Annotated in this window: 10 protein-coding genes; 2 read left to right on the top strand and 8 right to left on the bottom strand. The window is 69.8% G+C overall.

Features of this window, described 5'->3' with window-relative positions; all coding sequences use genetic code 11:
- The first annotated feature begins 249 nt into the window (after positions 1–249).
- Positions 250–1,776, top strand: a complete 1,527-nt coding sequence (locus HPO96_RS02025; protein WP_337796476.1) for a sugar transferase — start codon at positions 250–252, stop codon at positions 1,774–1,776.
- A 100-nt stretch (positions 1,777–1,876) separates the two neighbouring features.
- A complete protein-coding gene (locus HPO96_RS02020; protein ID WP_171670489.1) occupies positions 1,877–2,476 on the top strand; it encodes an RNA polymerase sigma factor in 600 nt (199 codons plus the stop codon).
- A gap of 32 nt (positions 2,477–2,508) precedes the next feature.
- Here HPO96_RS02020 and HPO96_RS02015 read toward each other — a convergent pair whose 3' ends face one another.
- From HPO96_RS02015 to HPO96_RS01980, 8 genes are all read right to left on the bottom strand, one after another.
- On the bottom strand, positions 2,509–2,880 hold the full coding sequence (locus HPO96_RS02015) for a hypothetical protein (RefSeq protein ID WP_171670487.1): 372 nt from the start codon (positions 2,878–2,880) through the stop codon (positions 2,509–2,511).
- A gap of 7 nt (positions 2,881–2,887) precedes the next feature.
- Positions 2,888–4,507, bottom strand: coding sequence for a right-handed parallel beta-helix repeat-containing protein (locus tag HPO96_RS02010; RefSeq protein ID WP_171670486.1), 1,620 nt, complete (start codon positions 4,505–4,507; stop codon positions 2,888–2,890).
- A 35-nt stretch (positions 4,508–4,542) separates the two neighbouring features.
- Positions 4,543–5,739, bottom strand: a complete 1,197-nt coding sequence (locus HPO96_RS02005; protein WP_171670484.1) for a glycosyltransferase — start codon at positions 5,737–5,739, stop codon at positions 4,543–4,545.
- The gene (locus HPO96_RS02000) at positions 5,739–6,965 is read right to left on the bottom strand and encodes an O-antigen ligase family protein (RefSeq protein ID WP_171670483.1); all 1,227 of its coding nucleotides are present in this window, start codon (positions 6,963–6,965) and stop codon (positions 5,739–5,741) included. Before HPO96_RS02000 ends, HPO96_RS02005 begins: the two co-directional genes overlap by 1 nt.
- The gene (locus HPO96_RS01995) at positions 6,962–8,587 is read right to left on the bottom strand and encodes a YveK family protein (RefSeq protein WP_171670481.1); all 1,626 of its coding nucleotides are present in this window, start codon (positions 8,585–8,587) and stop codon (positions 6,962–6,964) included. Before HPO96_RS01995 ends, HPO96_RS02000 begins: the two co-directional genes overlap by 4 nt.
- Positions 8,584–9,795, bottom strand: coding sequence for a Wzz/FepE/Etk N-terminal domain-containing protein (locus HPO96_RS01990; RefSeq protein ID WP_171670479.1), 1,212 nt, complete (start codon positions 9,793–9,795; stop codon positions 8,584–8,586). Before HPO96_RS01990 ends, HPO96_RS01995 begins: the two co-directional genes overlap by 4 nt.
- A 67-nt stretch (positions 9,796–9,862) precedes the next feature.
- A complete protein-coding gene (locus tag HPO96_RS01985) occupies positions 9,863–11,791 on the bottom strand; it encodes a heparinase II/III family protein (protein ID WP_171670478.1) in 1,929 nt (642 codons plus the stop codon).
- The gene (locus HPO96_RS01980) at positions 11,788–13,932 is read right to left on the bottom strand and encodes a bi-domain-containing oxidoreductase (RefSeq protein ID WP_171670476.1); all 2,145 of its coding nucleotides are present in this window, start codon (positions 13,930–13,932) and stop codon (positions 11,788–11,790) included. Before HPO96_RS01980 ends, HPO96_RS01985 begins: the two co-directional genes overlap by 4 nt.
- Positions 13,933–13,935: the final 3 nt, after the last annotated feature.

Raw genomic sequence — 13,935 nt, 5'->3', positions numbered from 1 at the left:
GCGCGAGCGCCCGTTCGGGTGATTTGCGAGACCCCCGGGACCGGAAACGGTTCTCCCGGGGGTCTTGTCGTTTCCGTCGGGGCCGGTGGGTTGCGCACGGGTAAACACTCGCGATCAATGCTGTCGATTGCCGGTGGGACGTAGTACTCTCGTGCCCACGCCGTTGTGGGGGCGGCGTTTGGACGAAGTCCGTGACGGGGAGTGGGTTGGTCGCGGGGTTCGCTGTTCACCTGTGGGGGGTGACTGTGCGTGACTGAAATTGTCATGTCCGAAGGTTTGGCCGAACCGGCCGATCTTCGGCCGGCGACTTCGGGGGAACGTCGTCGGCCGGTCTGGATGGTTCCGGACGAGGTACCGGCGGTCGTGCCGAGGTCGGCGCGTTTCACCGAGGCGCGCTGGGTGGCGAAGTACCGGTGGGCCGCGCTCGCCGGCGACCTCGCGGCCGCGCTGATCGGGGTGTCGCTGGCGCTCGTCGGCCGGTTCGGGGCCCAGATCAACCTCGGCTACGTCGTGCTCGGCGCGGTGCTGCCGATCGCGTGGCTGGGCTGTGTGGCGCTGGCGCGCGGCTACGAGAGCCGCTACTTCGGCACCGGGCCGGAGGAGTTCCGGTCCATCATCCGGGCGGCCGTGGGGCTGACCGCGGCGGTCGCGATCACGTCGTACGCGACCAAGAGCGAGGTCGCCCGCGGGTTCGTGCTGCTGGCGGTGCCGATGACGTGTCTGGCGGCGATGTTCGGCCGCTGGCTGCTGCACCGGCAGATCTCCTGGCGGCGGTTCGCCGGGCGCTGTATGCGCCGGGTGCTCGTGGTCGGGCGCAACGAGCAGGTGACCACCTTGCGGCGGCACCTGGAGGAGCGGCCGGCCGACGGCTACGTCGTGGTCGCGACCTGCCTGCCGCGTGGCGACGCGTTCGAGGAGCCGGAGCCGGAGCGGCTGGGCCGCACCGAGATGGACATCCTGGCCGGTGTCGACCAGTACGACGTCGACGTCGTCGCGGTGGCCGCGGACCCGGAGCTCACCGGGCACTCGCTGCGGAAGCTGTCCTGGGCGCTGGAGCAGCGGGGGGTCGAGCTGATCGTCTCCCCGGGCATCGTCGAGGTGGCCGGGCCGCGGATCTCGATCCGCCCGGTGGCCGGGCTGTCGCTGCTGCACCTGGAGCGGCCGTCGGTGAGCGGCGGCCCGCACCTGCTGAAGAGCATCTTCGACCGGGTGGTCGGCGGCCTGCTGCTGATCGCCGTCGCGCCGATCCTGCTCGTCGCCGGGCTGCTGGTGAAGCTGACCAGCCGCGGCCCGGTGCTGTTCAAGCAGACCCGCGTCGGCCGCGGCGGGGAGCAGTTCCCGATGCTGAAGTTCCGCACGATGGTGGTGGACGCCGAGGCCCGCAAGGCCGAGCTGGTCGCGCTGAACGAAGGTAACGGGATCCTCTTCAAACTCCGCGACGATCCGCGGGTGACGAAGGTCGGCCGGTACCTGCGGCGGTTCTCGATCGACGAGCTGCCGCAGCTGGTCAACGTCCTGCGCGGCGAGATGTCCCTGGTCGGCCCGCGGCCGCCGCTGCCCGCCGAGGTCGCGCAGTACGCGATCGACGACGCGCGCCGGATGCTGGTGAAACCGGGTCTGACCGGTTTGTGGCAGGTCAGCGGACGCAGCGACCTGACCTGGGAGGAGTCGATGCGGCTCGACCTGCGGTACGCCGACAACTGGTCGATCGCGCTGGATCTGCTGATCCTCTGGAAGACCGCCCGCGCCGTCCTGGGTAGTGACGGCGCCTACTGATCACCCTCCGCGCGGCCGATGGGGGTCGGCCGATGCGGATCAGCAAGCACGCACGGGCGTGCGACGACACTTTTGCGGTGCATTCCCGAGGGGGGAATTCATGGTGCAACACCTCAGTGCCGGGTCCGGTACTGATTCCGAATCGACGACGACTGCTGCCGTTCGGTCCGAGGCCGCGACCCTGGTGATCCAGGCCGCGTCCGGGGACCAGGGGGCGTGGAGCAGGCTGGTCGACCACTATGCGCGGCTCGTCTGGGCCGTGACGCGCAGCTTCCGGCTCAGCGACAGCGATGCCGCGGACGTCTCGCAGATGGTCTGGCTGCGGCTGCTCGAACACATCAACCGCGTCGACCCCGAGCGGGTCGGCGCCTGGCTGGTCGTCACCACGCGGCGCGAGTGCCTGCGGGTGCTGGCCTTCCGCAAGCGGGTGCTGCTCACCTACGAGTCGGCGGCCTTCGAGGAAGAACCCGGCGACCAGCCCGAGCTGGACGCCGATCTGATCGCGCTCGAGCGGGCGGCCGACGTCCGCGAGGCCCTGCAGCAGCTACCGGACCGTTGGCAGCAGCTGCTCGGCATGCTGATGGCCGACCCGCCCGCGCCGTACGCCGAGATCTCCAAGCAGATCGGGATCCCGATCGGCAGTATCGGCCCGATCCGCGGCCGCTGCCTGGACAAACTGAGACTGCTGCTTGCCTCCTGAAGCAGCCGAACACGGCGCCCGGCGCCGCACCGTCAGAGCATGATCCAGGCGGTGCGGACCGGGCGCCGAGTGCTGTTCGGCCAGCTGAGCAGGAAGCTCACCAGCCGCGCCGTCCCGGCGTCGCTGCCACGTGACTCGACCGCCACCGGCCCGGCCGGCGACACCCGCAGCTCCACGGTCAGATCGGCCTGCCCGCGGACGTCGACGTCCAGCGTGATGCCGTGGCCGACGAACCGCAGCCGCCGCTCGTCACAGCGGCTGTCCGGCGCGTCGACCAGGCTGTCGAAGATGACGTCCAGGACGTCGAGATCCTGCTCGTGCCGGCCGAACGCCGCATAGCCGACCGAGCGCAGCAGAGCGATCTGTGCGCCGGTCGGGCTGAGTTCGGGGGGCGGCAGGGTCATCGACGACTCAGCGCTCCCCGGAGATCTTGATCACGCTGTCCTCGTCCTGGCCGTACGGCGCGCCCTGCCAGGCGGCCCAGTTCACCGAGTTGCCCTGCTCGTGCACGTTGAAGTTCCACGGGCCGCTGTAGGTGTTGGCGTAGAACTTGTTCGCCTGCTTGAAGGTGATCGCGTCCTCGATCGTCCGCGCCTTGTACGGCGACCAGTCCGGGAACGTGCCCCAGTTCGAGAAGATGCCGTTGTAGCCGCAGCCGCTGCTGGACGAGCACTTGTCGCCGAGTTTGTCCGGGTTCAGGTTGAAGGTGTTGCCGTGCACGCGGACGTTCTGCGTCTTCCACCGGCAGTCGCCGAGATAGGGCTGGTTGGCGATGTTCTGCGCGTTGCAGGACTTGATCGTCACCACCGACGGGTTCACCAGCGTGCCCGAGCCGGTGCTGGTGTTGGCCGGCGAGCCCGCGAACCGGTCGGCGTTCTCCCAGAGGATGATGCCCGACCAGTTGTCGGTGAAGACGTTCTCGGTCACCTCGAACGCGTCGCCGTACAGCCCGGCGACCCGCTTGTCGGAGCCGGATTCGGACAGGTAGACCGCCGGCGCCGGGAAGCCCTCGTTCGCCGGGCCCTTGCCGAGACCGTTGCGGACGAAGGCGTTCCGCCGGATCAGCGCGTTGTAGCTGGTCTCGTAGATCAGCCCCTCGGCGTAGTTGCCGGAGATGTAGTTGTCCTCGATCGTGAACGCCGAGTTGTTCGTGTCGGCCCACAGACCGGCGCCGTGGTTGTCGTGGATCCAGTTGCCGCGGACGTTCGCGCCGGCCACCGCCCAGAACTTGCCGCCGCCGGTGCAGCCGCAGCCGGGCCGCAGGTTCTCCCAGTCGTCGGTGTTGTTCCCGGTGATCTCGTTCCGCTCGACCGTGACGGACTGGACGCGCTCGGGGTTGTAGGCGTTGAAGCCGTACTGGCCGTTGTCGCGCAGGCAGTTGCCGCGGATGGTGTTGTTGCTGCCGATCATCAGCCCGGCGCCCGCGTTGCGCTGCACGGTGTTGGCCTCGATCGTCCAGCCCGGGGACGCGTTGTGGTTGACGACGCCCTCGTCGTTGTTACCGCGCGCCTTGCCGAAGTTCTGGATGGTCAGGTGGCTGATCGTCACCTTGGCCGCGTAGCCGGTGAAGGCGTACTTGTTCTTGTTGCCGCCGTCCAGGATCGCGCCGGGCGCGCCGATGTACCGGTTGCCCTCCTTCGGGATCACCTGGACGAACTCGCCGTCGCCGAGCCGGTGCGTGCCGGGGGCGAGCCAGAACGTCGTCCCGGCCGGGCGGTCGGCGGTCAGGTCCTGCAGATTCTGCGCGGTGGTCACCGAGACGGCGCCCGGGGGCGGCGTGGCCGGGCCGCTGAGGGCCTGCAGGTTGCCGCAGATCGCCACCGGCGGTTTGGTCGGCGCGGTCTGGGCCTTGGCCGGCGTGGTCGACGTGTCGCCGGCGCCGCTGCCGACGCGGATCGTGTCGCCGCCGGTCAGCAGGGCGGCTGCCGAGACCAGCGCCACCAGGGCGACCGCGCTCCCGCCGACGAGGACGCGTCGCGAGCGGTACCACCGGGATCCGCGGCCGGTGGCCTGCGGAGAGCGCTGTTCCATGATTCTTCCTTCGGGGCCTGGCGGGCTGGGTCTGGCTAGCTCGGTACCGGATTCGCGATCGCGAACCGGTAGACGTCGAGCAGTTGCTGGAGATTGCTGGTCGGGTCGTGCCGAGTCTCGTACGTCGTCCGGGCGTTGCGGCCCAGCTCGGCGTACTTGTCGGGGGCGGTGTCCACGTCGAGCAGGAGTTTGGCCAGCTCGGCCGGACGGCCCGGATCGAACAACTCCCCGTCGACGCCCGCGGTTACGAGCTCGGGGAAGGAACCGTGCGCGGACGCGAGCAGCGGCACGCCGACCGCCATCGCCTCGACCACGACGAGCCCGAACGTCTCCTCCCACTCCGACGGCAGCACGACCGCGCGCGAGTCGCCGATCAGCCGGAAGATGTCGGGTTTGGCGAGCATCCCGCGCAGTTCGACCGACGGCCGATCGGCCGCCCACGCGGTCACCTCGTCGAGCATCGGCCCGCCGCCGGCGATCACCAGTTTCAGCGCGTCGTCGCCCGCGATCTCGCGGTATGCGTCCCAGCCCTTCATCAGCAGCGGCGCGCCTTTGGCCGCATCCAGCCGGCCGACGTACGCGACTTGCCTCTTGGCTTCGCTTGCGAGCGGACCGTTGTACGGGACGTAGTTGTGCCGGACGAAGCTGCGGTCGGCGTCGAAGTCCATCCCCGCGAGCAGTTGGCGCTGCGAGTCCGAGATGAACAGGTACGCCGAGACCAGGTTCCGCCAGCTGCGCCGGTGCGAGCGGGTGTTCAGGACGGTCGTCGCGGTGGCCAGTTTGGAGCCGCGGTAACAGCTGTTCCGGACGGCGGGCAGCGGGTTGCCGGCCGCGCAGTCGTGGCAGACCGATCCTTCGCGGTAGAAGTCACCACTTGCGCAGAGCAACTTGTAGTTGTGCAGTGTGATCACGACCGGCACCTTCGCCGCGCGGCACGCGTAGAGCACCGACGGGCTGAGCACCGGGAAGGTGTTGTGGACGTGCACCACATCGGGCCGGAACGACTCCAGCTCGGCGGCCAGGTCGCGCTTGCTGGTCGGGTTCCAGACGACGCGCGCGGGCAGCGTCGCCTTCTTCCAGGCCGGCCACTCCTCGATCTCGTCGCTCTGCCGCTCGAACAGCCGGACGTCGTGGCCGAGCCCGGCCAGCGCCTCGCGCTCCTGGTCGACGACGCGGTTCTCACCGCTCGGCGCGGTCGACCGATACCTGTTGTGCACCAGCAGGATCTTCATCAGGCGCCTTCCCGGGACGGTCTCGGATACACCAGCGAAGCGGCCAGCGTCAGCTCCAGCAGGTACGGCGACGCCTCGCTCAGCCCGGTCTCGGTGAACGACGCGACGACGCAGTACGCGACCAGGAACAGCGCGAGCGCCCGCCGCGGCCCCTGCGGGGTGAACCAGGCGCCGACCAGCACGAACAGCACCATCGCCACGTTGAATGCGACGCCGAGCAGTCCGGCGTCGTAGTACGTGCCGAGCCAGTTGCTGTCGATCGGCAGGCCGGTGAACGACTTGTTGGACAGGCCGAACCCGAAGAGCGTCTCGAATGTCGACCGCGGCTGCGCGAGGATCGCCTCCCAGACCGCGCGCCGGCCGGTCAGCGCCCCGACCTCCTCCGGGTCCTGACCGCGGGCGAGCCAGGTCGTGACGACCGAGCCGAGGGTCAGTGCGCCGACCGAGAAGATGCCGATGCCGATCGCGAACGATCGCCGGACGCGGCGCCGCGCCGTGAACAGGCTGAGCCCCGCGATCAGGACGCCGGCCAGCAGGGCGACCAGCGCCGTCCGGGTGTGTGTGAGCAGCAGCACCGGCACCGCGATCAGCACGCTGAGCAGCGCGAGCTCTTTGCGGAGCAGCCCGGCCAGCCACAGGACGGCGGTCAGCCCAGTGGCGACCGCGGCGTAGTGACCGGCCTGGGTCGGCGGGATCGGCCAGATCACACCGGCCAGCCGCTCGTCGGACATCGCGATACCGGGCGCGATGACCAGGCCGAGCACGACCGAGCCGATGATTGCCCACAGCACCATCAGGTGCGTGCGGATCAGCAGCAGGTCGCGCCGCGTCCACCACGGCGACAGCAGCCACAGGACCAGCACGAACAGGCTCAGGCGACCCGATCGGTAGAGGGCGCCGAGCAGGAACTCCGCCCGCAGGCTGGAGATGATCGCCTCGGTGACCAGCAGCGTGGCCAGGAAGATGTAGACACTCGGCCGGACCCGGATCGGCCGGTTCACGGTCAGCACCAGCAGCGCCGCGACCAGCAACGAGCCCTGGGCGATCAGCTTGCCGACCGGGCCGGGGATCGGGATCAGCAGGTCGAAGTCCGGGAAGAACGTCAGCACGTTCAGCACCAGCAACGCCCACACCAGCTGGACCCGCCGGCGCCGCCGGCGTTCCGGCGGCACCGGCCGGAAGCCGGGTTTGGGCAACCGCGCCGCGAGCGCGGTCAGGGTGGTCATCGCGAGAACATCTCGAGATCGACGGAGGCCGGCGCAGTCTCGGCGTCGGCGACGCCGATACCCTCGTCGGTCTTGTCGGCGTGCAGCACGATCGCGGTGTCGATCTCGAGCCCGGCCAGGCGCAACATGTCACCGGTCGAGCGGATCCTGGTCGCTGTCGAGCGCCCGGCCGTCACCACGACGGCCGCCCGCGAGGACCAACTGCCGAGGTGGTCCGCGCCGAGCGCGGGGGACAGGACAGCGAGGCTGAGGACCATGTCCGCGGCTTCCCAGGCGGCGTCGAGCTGGACGTCGCCGGAGCCGGCGGGCCGGTTGTTGTCGCCGACCCGCAGGTAGCAACCCTCGGGCGGCAGCGCGTCCTTACCGGGCACGTGCACCGAGATCCGGCGGCCCTGCTCGGCGAACTTCGAATCGTGGACGCCGGACTCGGTGACGCCGAGCTTCCGGGCGAGCGCGCGGGTCCCGGTCAGGTCGGCGACCAGGATGTGCTTGCCCTCGTCGGCCAGCGCGACGGCCAGCGAGGCGACGGCCAGCGAACAGGCCCGGAGGTCGTCGACGCTGACCACGACCATCGCCGGCGTGGGCCGCTTGGTCCAGACGATCCGCCGGCTGAGGTGCTGCGAGAGCAGCTTGATCCCAGGGTGCTTGGACTGCGACGTCCGCAGCACCCGGGCGAACGGCAGCCAGCTGCGCGGCGGCCGGCCGGTGCTGAGCCGGATCCGGGCGCCCAGCGCGTTCGAGATGTCCTGCCGCTTCCAGAGCCGCTCCGAGATCACGGCCCGCACGATCACGAAGCCCAGGCCGAGGAACAGGCCGGCGGCCAGACCGGTGGCGGCCTTGAGCGCGAGCATCCGCTTGCCCGAGCTGGGCAGCGCGGCCGGCGCGTCGAGCATCCGGCTGCTGTTCATCTTCGCGGCGGACGTCGTGGAGTCGAGCAACTGCTGCTGCACGAACTTGACCTTGTCCTGCGCCGCGTTCAGCCGGGTGACCTCCGGGCTGTTCGGGCGCTGCGGGTCCAGCGGGTCGTCGCCGCCGGCGCGGACCGCCTGCTCGGCCAGCGTCACCTCGTTCTGCGCGGCGGTCAGGTCGCGCTTCAGCGGCACGTCCTGCGCGGCGATCTGCTCGCGGCGGAACTTCAGGTAGGTCTGGGCGACGGTCGTGGCCAGCGTGGTGGCCTCGGCGTCGGTCTTCGCGGTCGCCTTGATCTCCAGCACCCGGCTGGTGATCGGCTCCACGGTGTAGCGGGCGAGCAGGTCGTCCGGCTGATCGGGCAGCTTGAGCGCCGCGATCACCCGGTGCGCGACCGTCCGCGTGGTGGCCAGGCTGACCTCGGTCGCCATCGCCTTCGACGGGTCGTCGCCCTCGCGGGTGGTGATCAGCAGCCGGGCCGAGGCCGCGTGCGGCGCCGGCAGCACGAAATGCGTCGCGACGCCGATGCCGAACCCGGCGATCGCGAGGATCAGCCACAGCCGCAGGTGCCGGACGACAGCGTCCCGCAGGAACCGGAACGTGATCAGGCTGTCCGGCGGCGCGCTGCTCGTCCGCTCGGCGTCGAACAGGCCGTCCTCGTCGTCCCAGCGGCTGCTGGCGCCGGCCGGCTCGGAGTACTGGTGGTTCGTCATCGGTTCCGCCTTGCCGTGCCGGTGAGAAGCGTGGGGAGCCGCGAGCCCGAACGGCGCTGCGACTGCGCGACCCGGCCGATCGTCCGGTCGAACGGGTCGGGATCGGTGACGACGATGCCGTCGATGGTCCGATCGTCGGCGGTGGTGGCGACCGCCAGCCGGGCCAGCTCCTCAGCGGTCACGGTGCCGGCCGAGAGCGCGATGATGGTCCGGGTGGTCGGCTCACCCTCGGGCTGCGGGTCGTCCCGGTCGACCAGCGTCAGGTAGATGTCGAGGGCAACGTTCCCGCGGTCGTCGGTGTGGATCTGGTCGATCACCAGAGACGTGGTGATCCCGAAGGTCGAGGCGAACGCGGCCAGCTGCGGACCGAGCGAGCGGGCCTTGTCGTCGTCCGCGAAGGTGATGACGGTCAGCGAGAGCGGCGGGCCGCCCTTGGCGTCCAGCTCCAGGTGGTGCAGCGTCTTGCGCAGGCTCCAGGCATCGACCGCGGTCGGCGTGTAGTTCTCCAGCAGCTCCGCCCAGTCGGAGGGGTCCTGGGCCGGGTAGGAGGAGACGGACGCGAGGACCGGCAGCCCGACGGCGTCCGAGATTTCGTCGCGCAGCCGCAGCCTGCGGTCGCCGCGGGCCCGGGCCAGCACGATGATCGCGCCGGCGACCGCGCCGAGCAGTGCGCCCAGACCGCCGTACGTCGCCGCGTGGACGAACATGTTGCCGCCGTGCGCCTCCGCGGCGCCCTCGAGCAACCGCGCGCCGGTGCGCTTGCCGAGGTCACCCGGCAGCTGCTTGTCGGTCGTGACGAAGACCAGGTAGACCTGCGCGACCGCGTTGGCGAGCCGGACCGACTGGCGCGCCGATGTGCCCTTGGCCTCGATCCGGATCACGTCGTCGGTGACCGCGGTCGCCTTCACCCGCGACCGGACCGTCTCGGTGGACAGCGCGGGCTGCAGGTTCTGGCCCGCGCTGTGCAGGACCGGGCCGCTCTCCGCGATGTAGACCTGGGTCTCGATACTCTGCGAACCCGCAGTCGAGCCCGCGATCGCAGTCGGCGGCGGCAGCACCACCAGCGCGGCGGACGTGTACATCGGCGGCCGCACGAATGCGTAGGCCACGCCGAGCAGCAGACCGACCACGGCCATCACAGCCATCAGCAGCCGCGACCGCCTGATCGCCTGCCACGACTTCTTCACATCCAGCTGCTGAGCACTCACGGGCCCCCTCCAAGAACGTCAATTCGTTCGCGTATATAGAGGAGGCACAGACTGCCCTGATACACCGTTAACTGCGAAAACGGAAGGTACTCGTCGCAGGACTCTCCGGAGTTAGCTGTCCGGAGCCGATGAGCGTGGTAGCGGGCACTTTGCGACCGAACCGCGGGGAGTACCAGCCGAGCTCACCGCCTCGGTGTTCAGTCCATTTCAGACCGGCTGGCAGTTCAGCGAGCGCCGTACCGGTCGGCCAGGTGAGGCGGGCTGTGCTGCCGTCCAGTTCGGCGGTGACGTCCGGTCCGAGGTGCCAGGCGATGCGGACGTCGGCGGCGGCGTCCAGGTGGTCCTCGACGTGCAGGACGCCGTTGTCCAGCCGGGTGTGCCGGCGGTGCGTGACGGGGGTGTAGCCGTCGTGTTCGGCGTCCCAGGTCGACTTGTCGTACTGGCGGAGGCGACCGGACGCACCGCGGAGCCAGAGGAACGGTCCGCCCCAGGTGGACTGTTCGGCGCCGTTCACCTCGACGGTGTTGTGGCCGATCGTCGAGCGGAAGTAGTTCCGCCACTCCTCTTCACCGTGGTAGCAGTACGTTCCCGGGTCGGCCAGGACGTCGACGCCCCCGACCCGGACCTCCAGCGACAGTGCATCGCAGTGGGCGTGCGCTGCGATCGACAGGAAGCCGTGCGGGCCCGCGTCACCACGGACCCAGATCTCCGGGCCTTCGTCGCTACTACGCAGGATGGTCAGCCCGGCATCGTTGAAGTGACCAGGCTTCTCCGCCGGGCGCTCGCCCTGTGTTCCCTCGATCAGAGCGCCAACCAGGACGGACGTCGCCGTCTGCGGGACTGTCGGCCACCACGGCGCCGTACCGACGACGGCTCCGGCCAGTGCGACGTACGCCGACCAGCTGTGCACATCTGGTGGGTCGAGCACCAGCACCATGCCCTCGTCGTCGTCGCCCTGACGTGGTGGGCGGAGCGTGCTGTCGACGATGGCTGCGGAGACATCCGCCGTACGGGTCAGCAGGGACCAGGTGGCTGGGCTGAGTGGGTGTCCGGCCAGGTCCGCCTCCAGAGCGGCGTACAGGCCGAGTTCGGAGACGAAGCGGTGGTAGTCGGTGGCCAGCTCGCGGTTGACGCCGGAGGGGAACGTGTTGGCGTCCAGCTCGCGTTCGAGCAGCGCTGCGGCGTCGGTGCGCCATTTGGCGCTCTCGCGGAACCAGGGGAACGCACAGGCGCCGACGAGCTGGCCGGCGGCCTCGGCGATCACATGGTTGTTGGCTGACGAGCCGCGGCTGCGGAACGCGGCCAGGTAGCGCTGGTGCCAGCGGATCTGGTTCAGCGCGAGCTCGTTGTGCTCGAACAGGTCGGTGATCTCGGGCCAGTCGTTCAGCAGGCGGCGGATCCACGTCCAGCTGATCAGGCGGATGCCGACCTCGATCCCGCTCGCCCAGTGCACGCCGGACAGGAACGGGTTGGACCGCCACCAGTCGTTCAGATGCTCGGCGACGCGATCGGCGTACTTGTCGTCGTGCGTCAGGTACCAGGCGGCGGCGAGCTGGGTGAGATGGTGGTGCCGGGACAGCTCCCAGACCTGCTTGATGTTGCCGACGGCATCCTCGTTGCGGTGGTTCAGCCGGAAGACGTACTGCGCCGGGTCGGACCGGCGGCCGGTGATCGGGTCGCGGAACCAGTCCGGCGCTTCTAGGTCCGTGCGGTCGGTTCCGAGGACTTCGAGCCGGCCGGCCAGGATCTCGTCGGCCGTCGCGATCACCTGCGCACGGGCCGCCTCCGGTACGACGCATGCCGCCTGGGGCGGGAGCGTCGTCCGGAAGGTCAGATCGTTGCGTAGCGTGCCCGGCGGCTGCGGGTCCTGCCCGGGGCGGACCTGTTGGTACGCCCAGGCAGTACGTCGTCCGTGGTCGGTGGTGCGCCAGATCAGTTCGGCGGGGGACATCCGGCGCAGCCGCCGGATGTACCACCCGAGGGGTTGACGGCTCATACCTTTTCCGGTGCGCCGGATGCCAGGCTCCGGTCGACGGCGATGGTGGCGCGGGTGGTGGCAATGAGCGAGTCGAAGGAGATCGGCATCGGGCTGCCGGTCTTGACCGCCTGGACGAAACGCTCCAGTTCGACGCGCTGGCCTTTGTCGGTCCCGCGGGCCTTGCGGGTCGCGGGTTTGCGGCCGCTCCAGACCGAGGCGCTGCCGAAGTTGTCCAGGCGGGCGTTGCGGCCGCCGCCGGTGATGTCGATCGTCTCCTTGGGGAAGCGCGCGTTACCGCCGCCCACGTAGCTGATCGTCCCGACCGAGCCGTTCGCGAACCGCAGCGTCACCACGACGTCGCCCGCGTCCGGGCCGGGGACGGCGTACACCTCGGTCGGCGTGCTGTCGAGCCACCAGGCGAGGGTGTCGATGAAGTGCCCGCCCTCACCCGCGAACCGGCTGCCCTCCTTGCCCTGGTCCAGGTACCAGCTCGACGGATCGAGTTTGCCCGCGTTCACCAGGTAGCGCAGCGACGAGTTGCCGCCCGGGTCCCCGAACCGCTGCCGCAGATCCGTCAGCAACGGCGCGAACCGCCGGTTGAACCCGACCATCAGCCGGTCGTTCCCGGTCGCCTCCACCGTCGCCACGATCCGGTCGACCTCGTCGGTCGTCAGCGCCAGCGGCTTCTCGACGAACACCGCCTTCCCGGCCTCCAGCGCCCGGCACGTGAGCTCCGCATGCGTACTGTGCCGCGTCACCACGAAGATCGCATCCAGGCTCTCGTCGCCCAGCACCTCGTCCGCATCCGTCGAGATCGCCTCGAACCCGAACTTCCGCTGCGCATTGGCCGCCGACAAGCTCTTGTTGGTAGCCACCCGAGCCAGCACCGCATCGTCGTTCCCCTGCAAATGCGGCAACAACATGCTCGACGCATAATTGCCGGCCCCCACAAACCCCAGCCGAACCGCGCCGCTCGTGCTCTTGCCGGGTTGCTCGACACGCGGCGCGACCTGCTTCGCCTGCTCCAACGGTACATCGGGGTACTCGAAGAGGAAGCCGACGCCGGGGACGGAGCCGGTCGACAGTTTGCTGTAGGCGTCCGTCGCGTCGGCGATCGGGAAGGTGGCGGCGATCAGCGAGCCGATGTCGATCTGTTCGCGGGCGATGAGATCGACGAAGCACTCCAGGTTGCGGCGTTCGGTCCAGCGGACGTAGCCGGCCGGGTAGTCGATGCCCTGGAGCTCGTAGCGGTCGTCGTAGCGGCCGGGGCCGTAGGAGCGGGAGAAACGGAGGTCGAGTTCTTTGTCGTAGTAAGCGTTCCAGGGCAGGTCGAGTTTGGTCTTGCCGATGTCGACGATGCGGGCCCGGTCGCGGGCCAGCCGGGCGGCCGTCTCGACGGGCCCGTTGGAGGAGCCGCCGGCAGCGAGCAGGATGTGGTCGGCACCCAGACCGTTGGATGCCGCCAGCAACGACCGCTCGAGGGCCGCGACGTCGTCCGGTGACGAGCAGTGCAGCGCGCCCGCCTTCTCCGCCATCCGGCAGCGGTCCTCGACGGTGTCGATCCCGAACACGCGGACGCCGGCCGCGACGAGCAGCCGCACACACAGCTGACCGACCAGCCCCAGCCCGATCACCACAGCGGTCTCACCCAGCTGCACCTCGGCCTGCCGAACACCCTGCATCGCGATCGCGCCGACCGTCGAGAATGCGGCCTCCTCCGGCCGGACGCCGTCCGGCACCGGCACGCACAGGTTCACCGGCACCCAGTTGTACTCCGCGTGCAGCGCGAACTCGTTGCCCGCGGCAGCGACCAGCTGACCGACCGAGAACTCCTCGGCCCCCGCCCCGACCTCGACCACGACGCCGCACAGCGAGTAGCCCAGCGGCGTGTAGGAGTCGAGCTTGTTCATCACCTTCTGGTACGTGTTCCGCAGACCCTGCTGGGCGACCGTGTCCAGGACCTTCTTCACCTGGTCCGGCCGCGCCTTCGCCTTACCGACCAGCGACAGTTTCGCCTCGCCGACCTTCATCAGCTCGGTCCCGGTCGAGATCAGCGAGTACAGCGAGCGCACCAGCACGCCGCCGGGCCGGCACCCGGGCGGCGGGACGTCGAGAACCGCCAGCTCACCGGACTTGTAGTTCTGCGCAACCTGCTTCATATG

It is taken from the genome of Kribbella sandramycini (assembly GCF_013131805.1).
In the GTDB taxonomy this organism is placed as follows: Bacteria; Actinomycetota; Actinomycetes; order Propionibacteriales; family Kribbellaceae; genus Kribbella; species Kribbella sandramycini.
The sequence above is the reverse complement of the archived record's forward strand: the minus strand, read 5'-3'. Positions and strand labels throughout refer to the sequence as shown.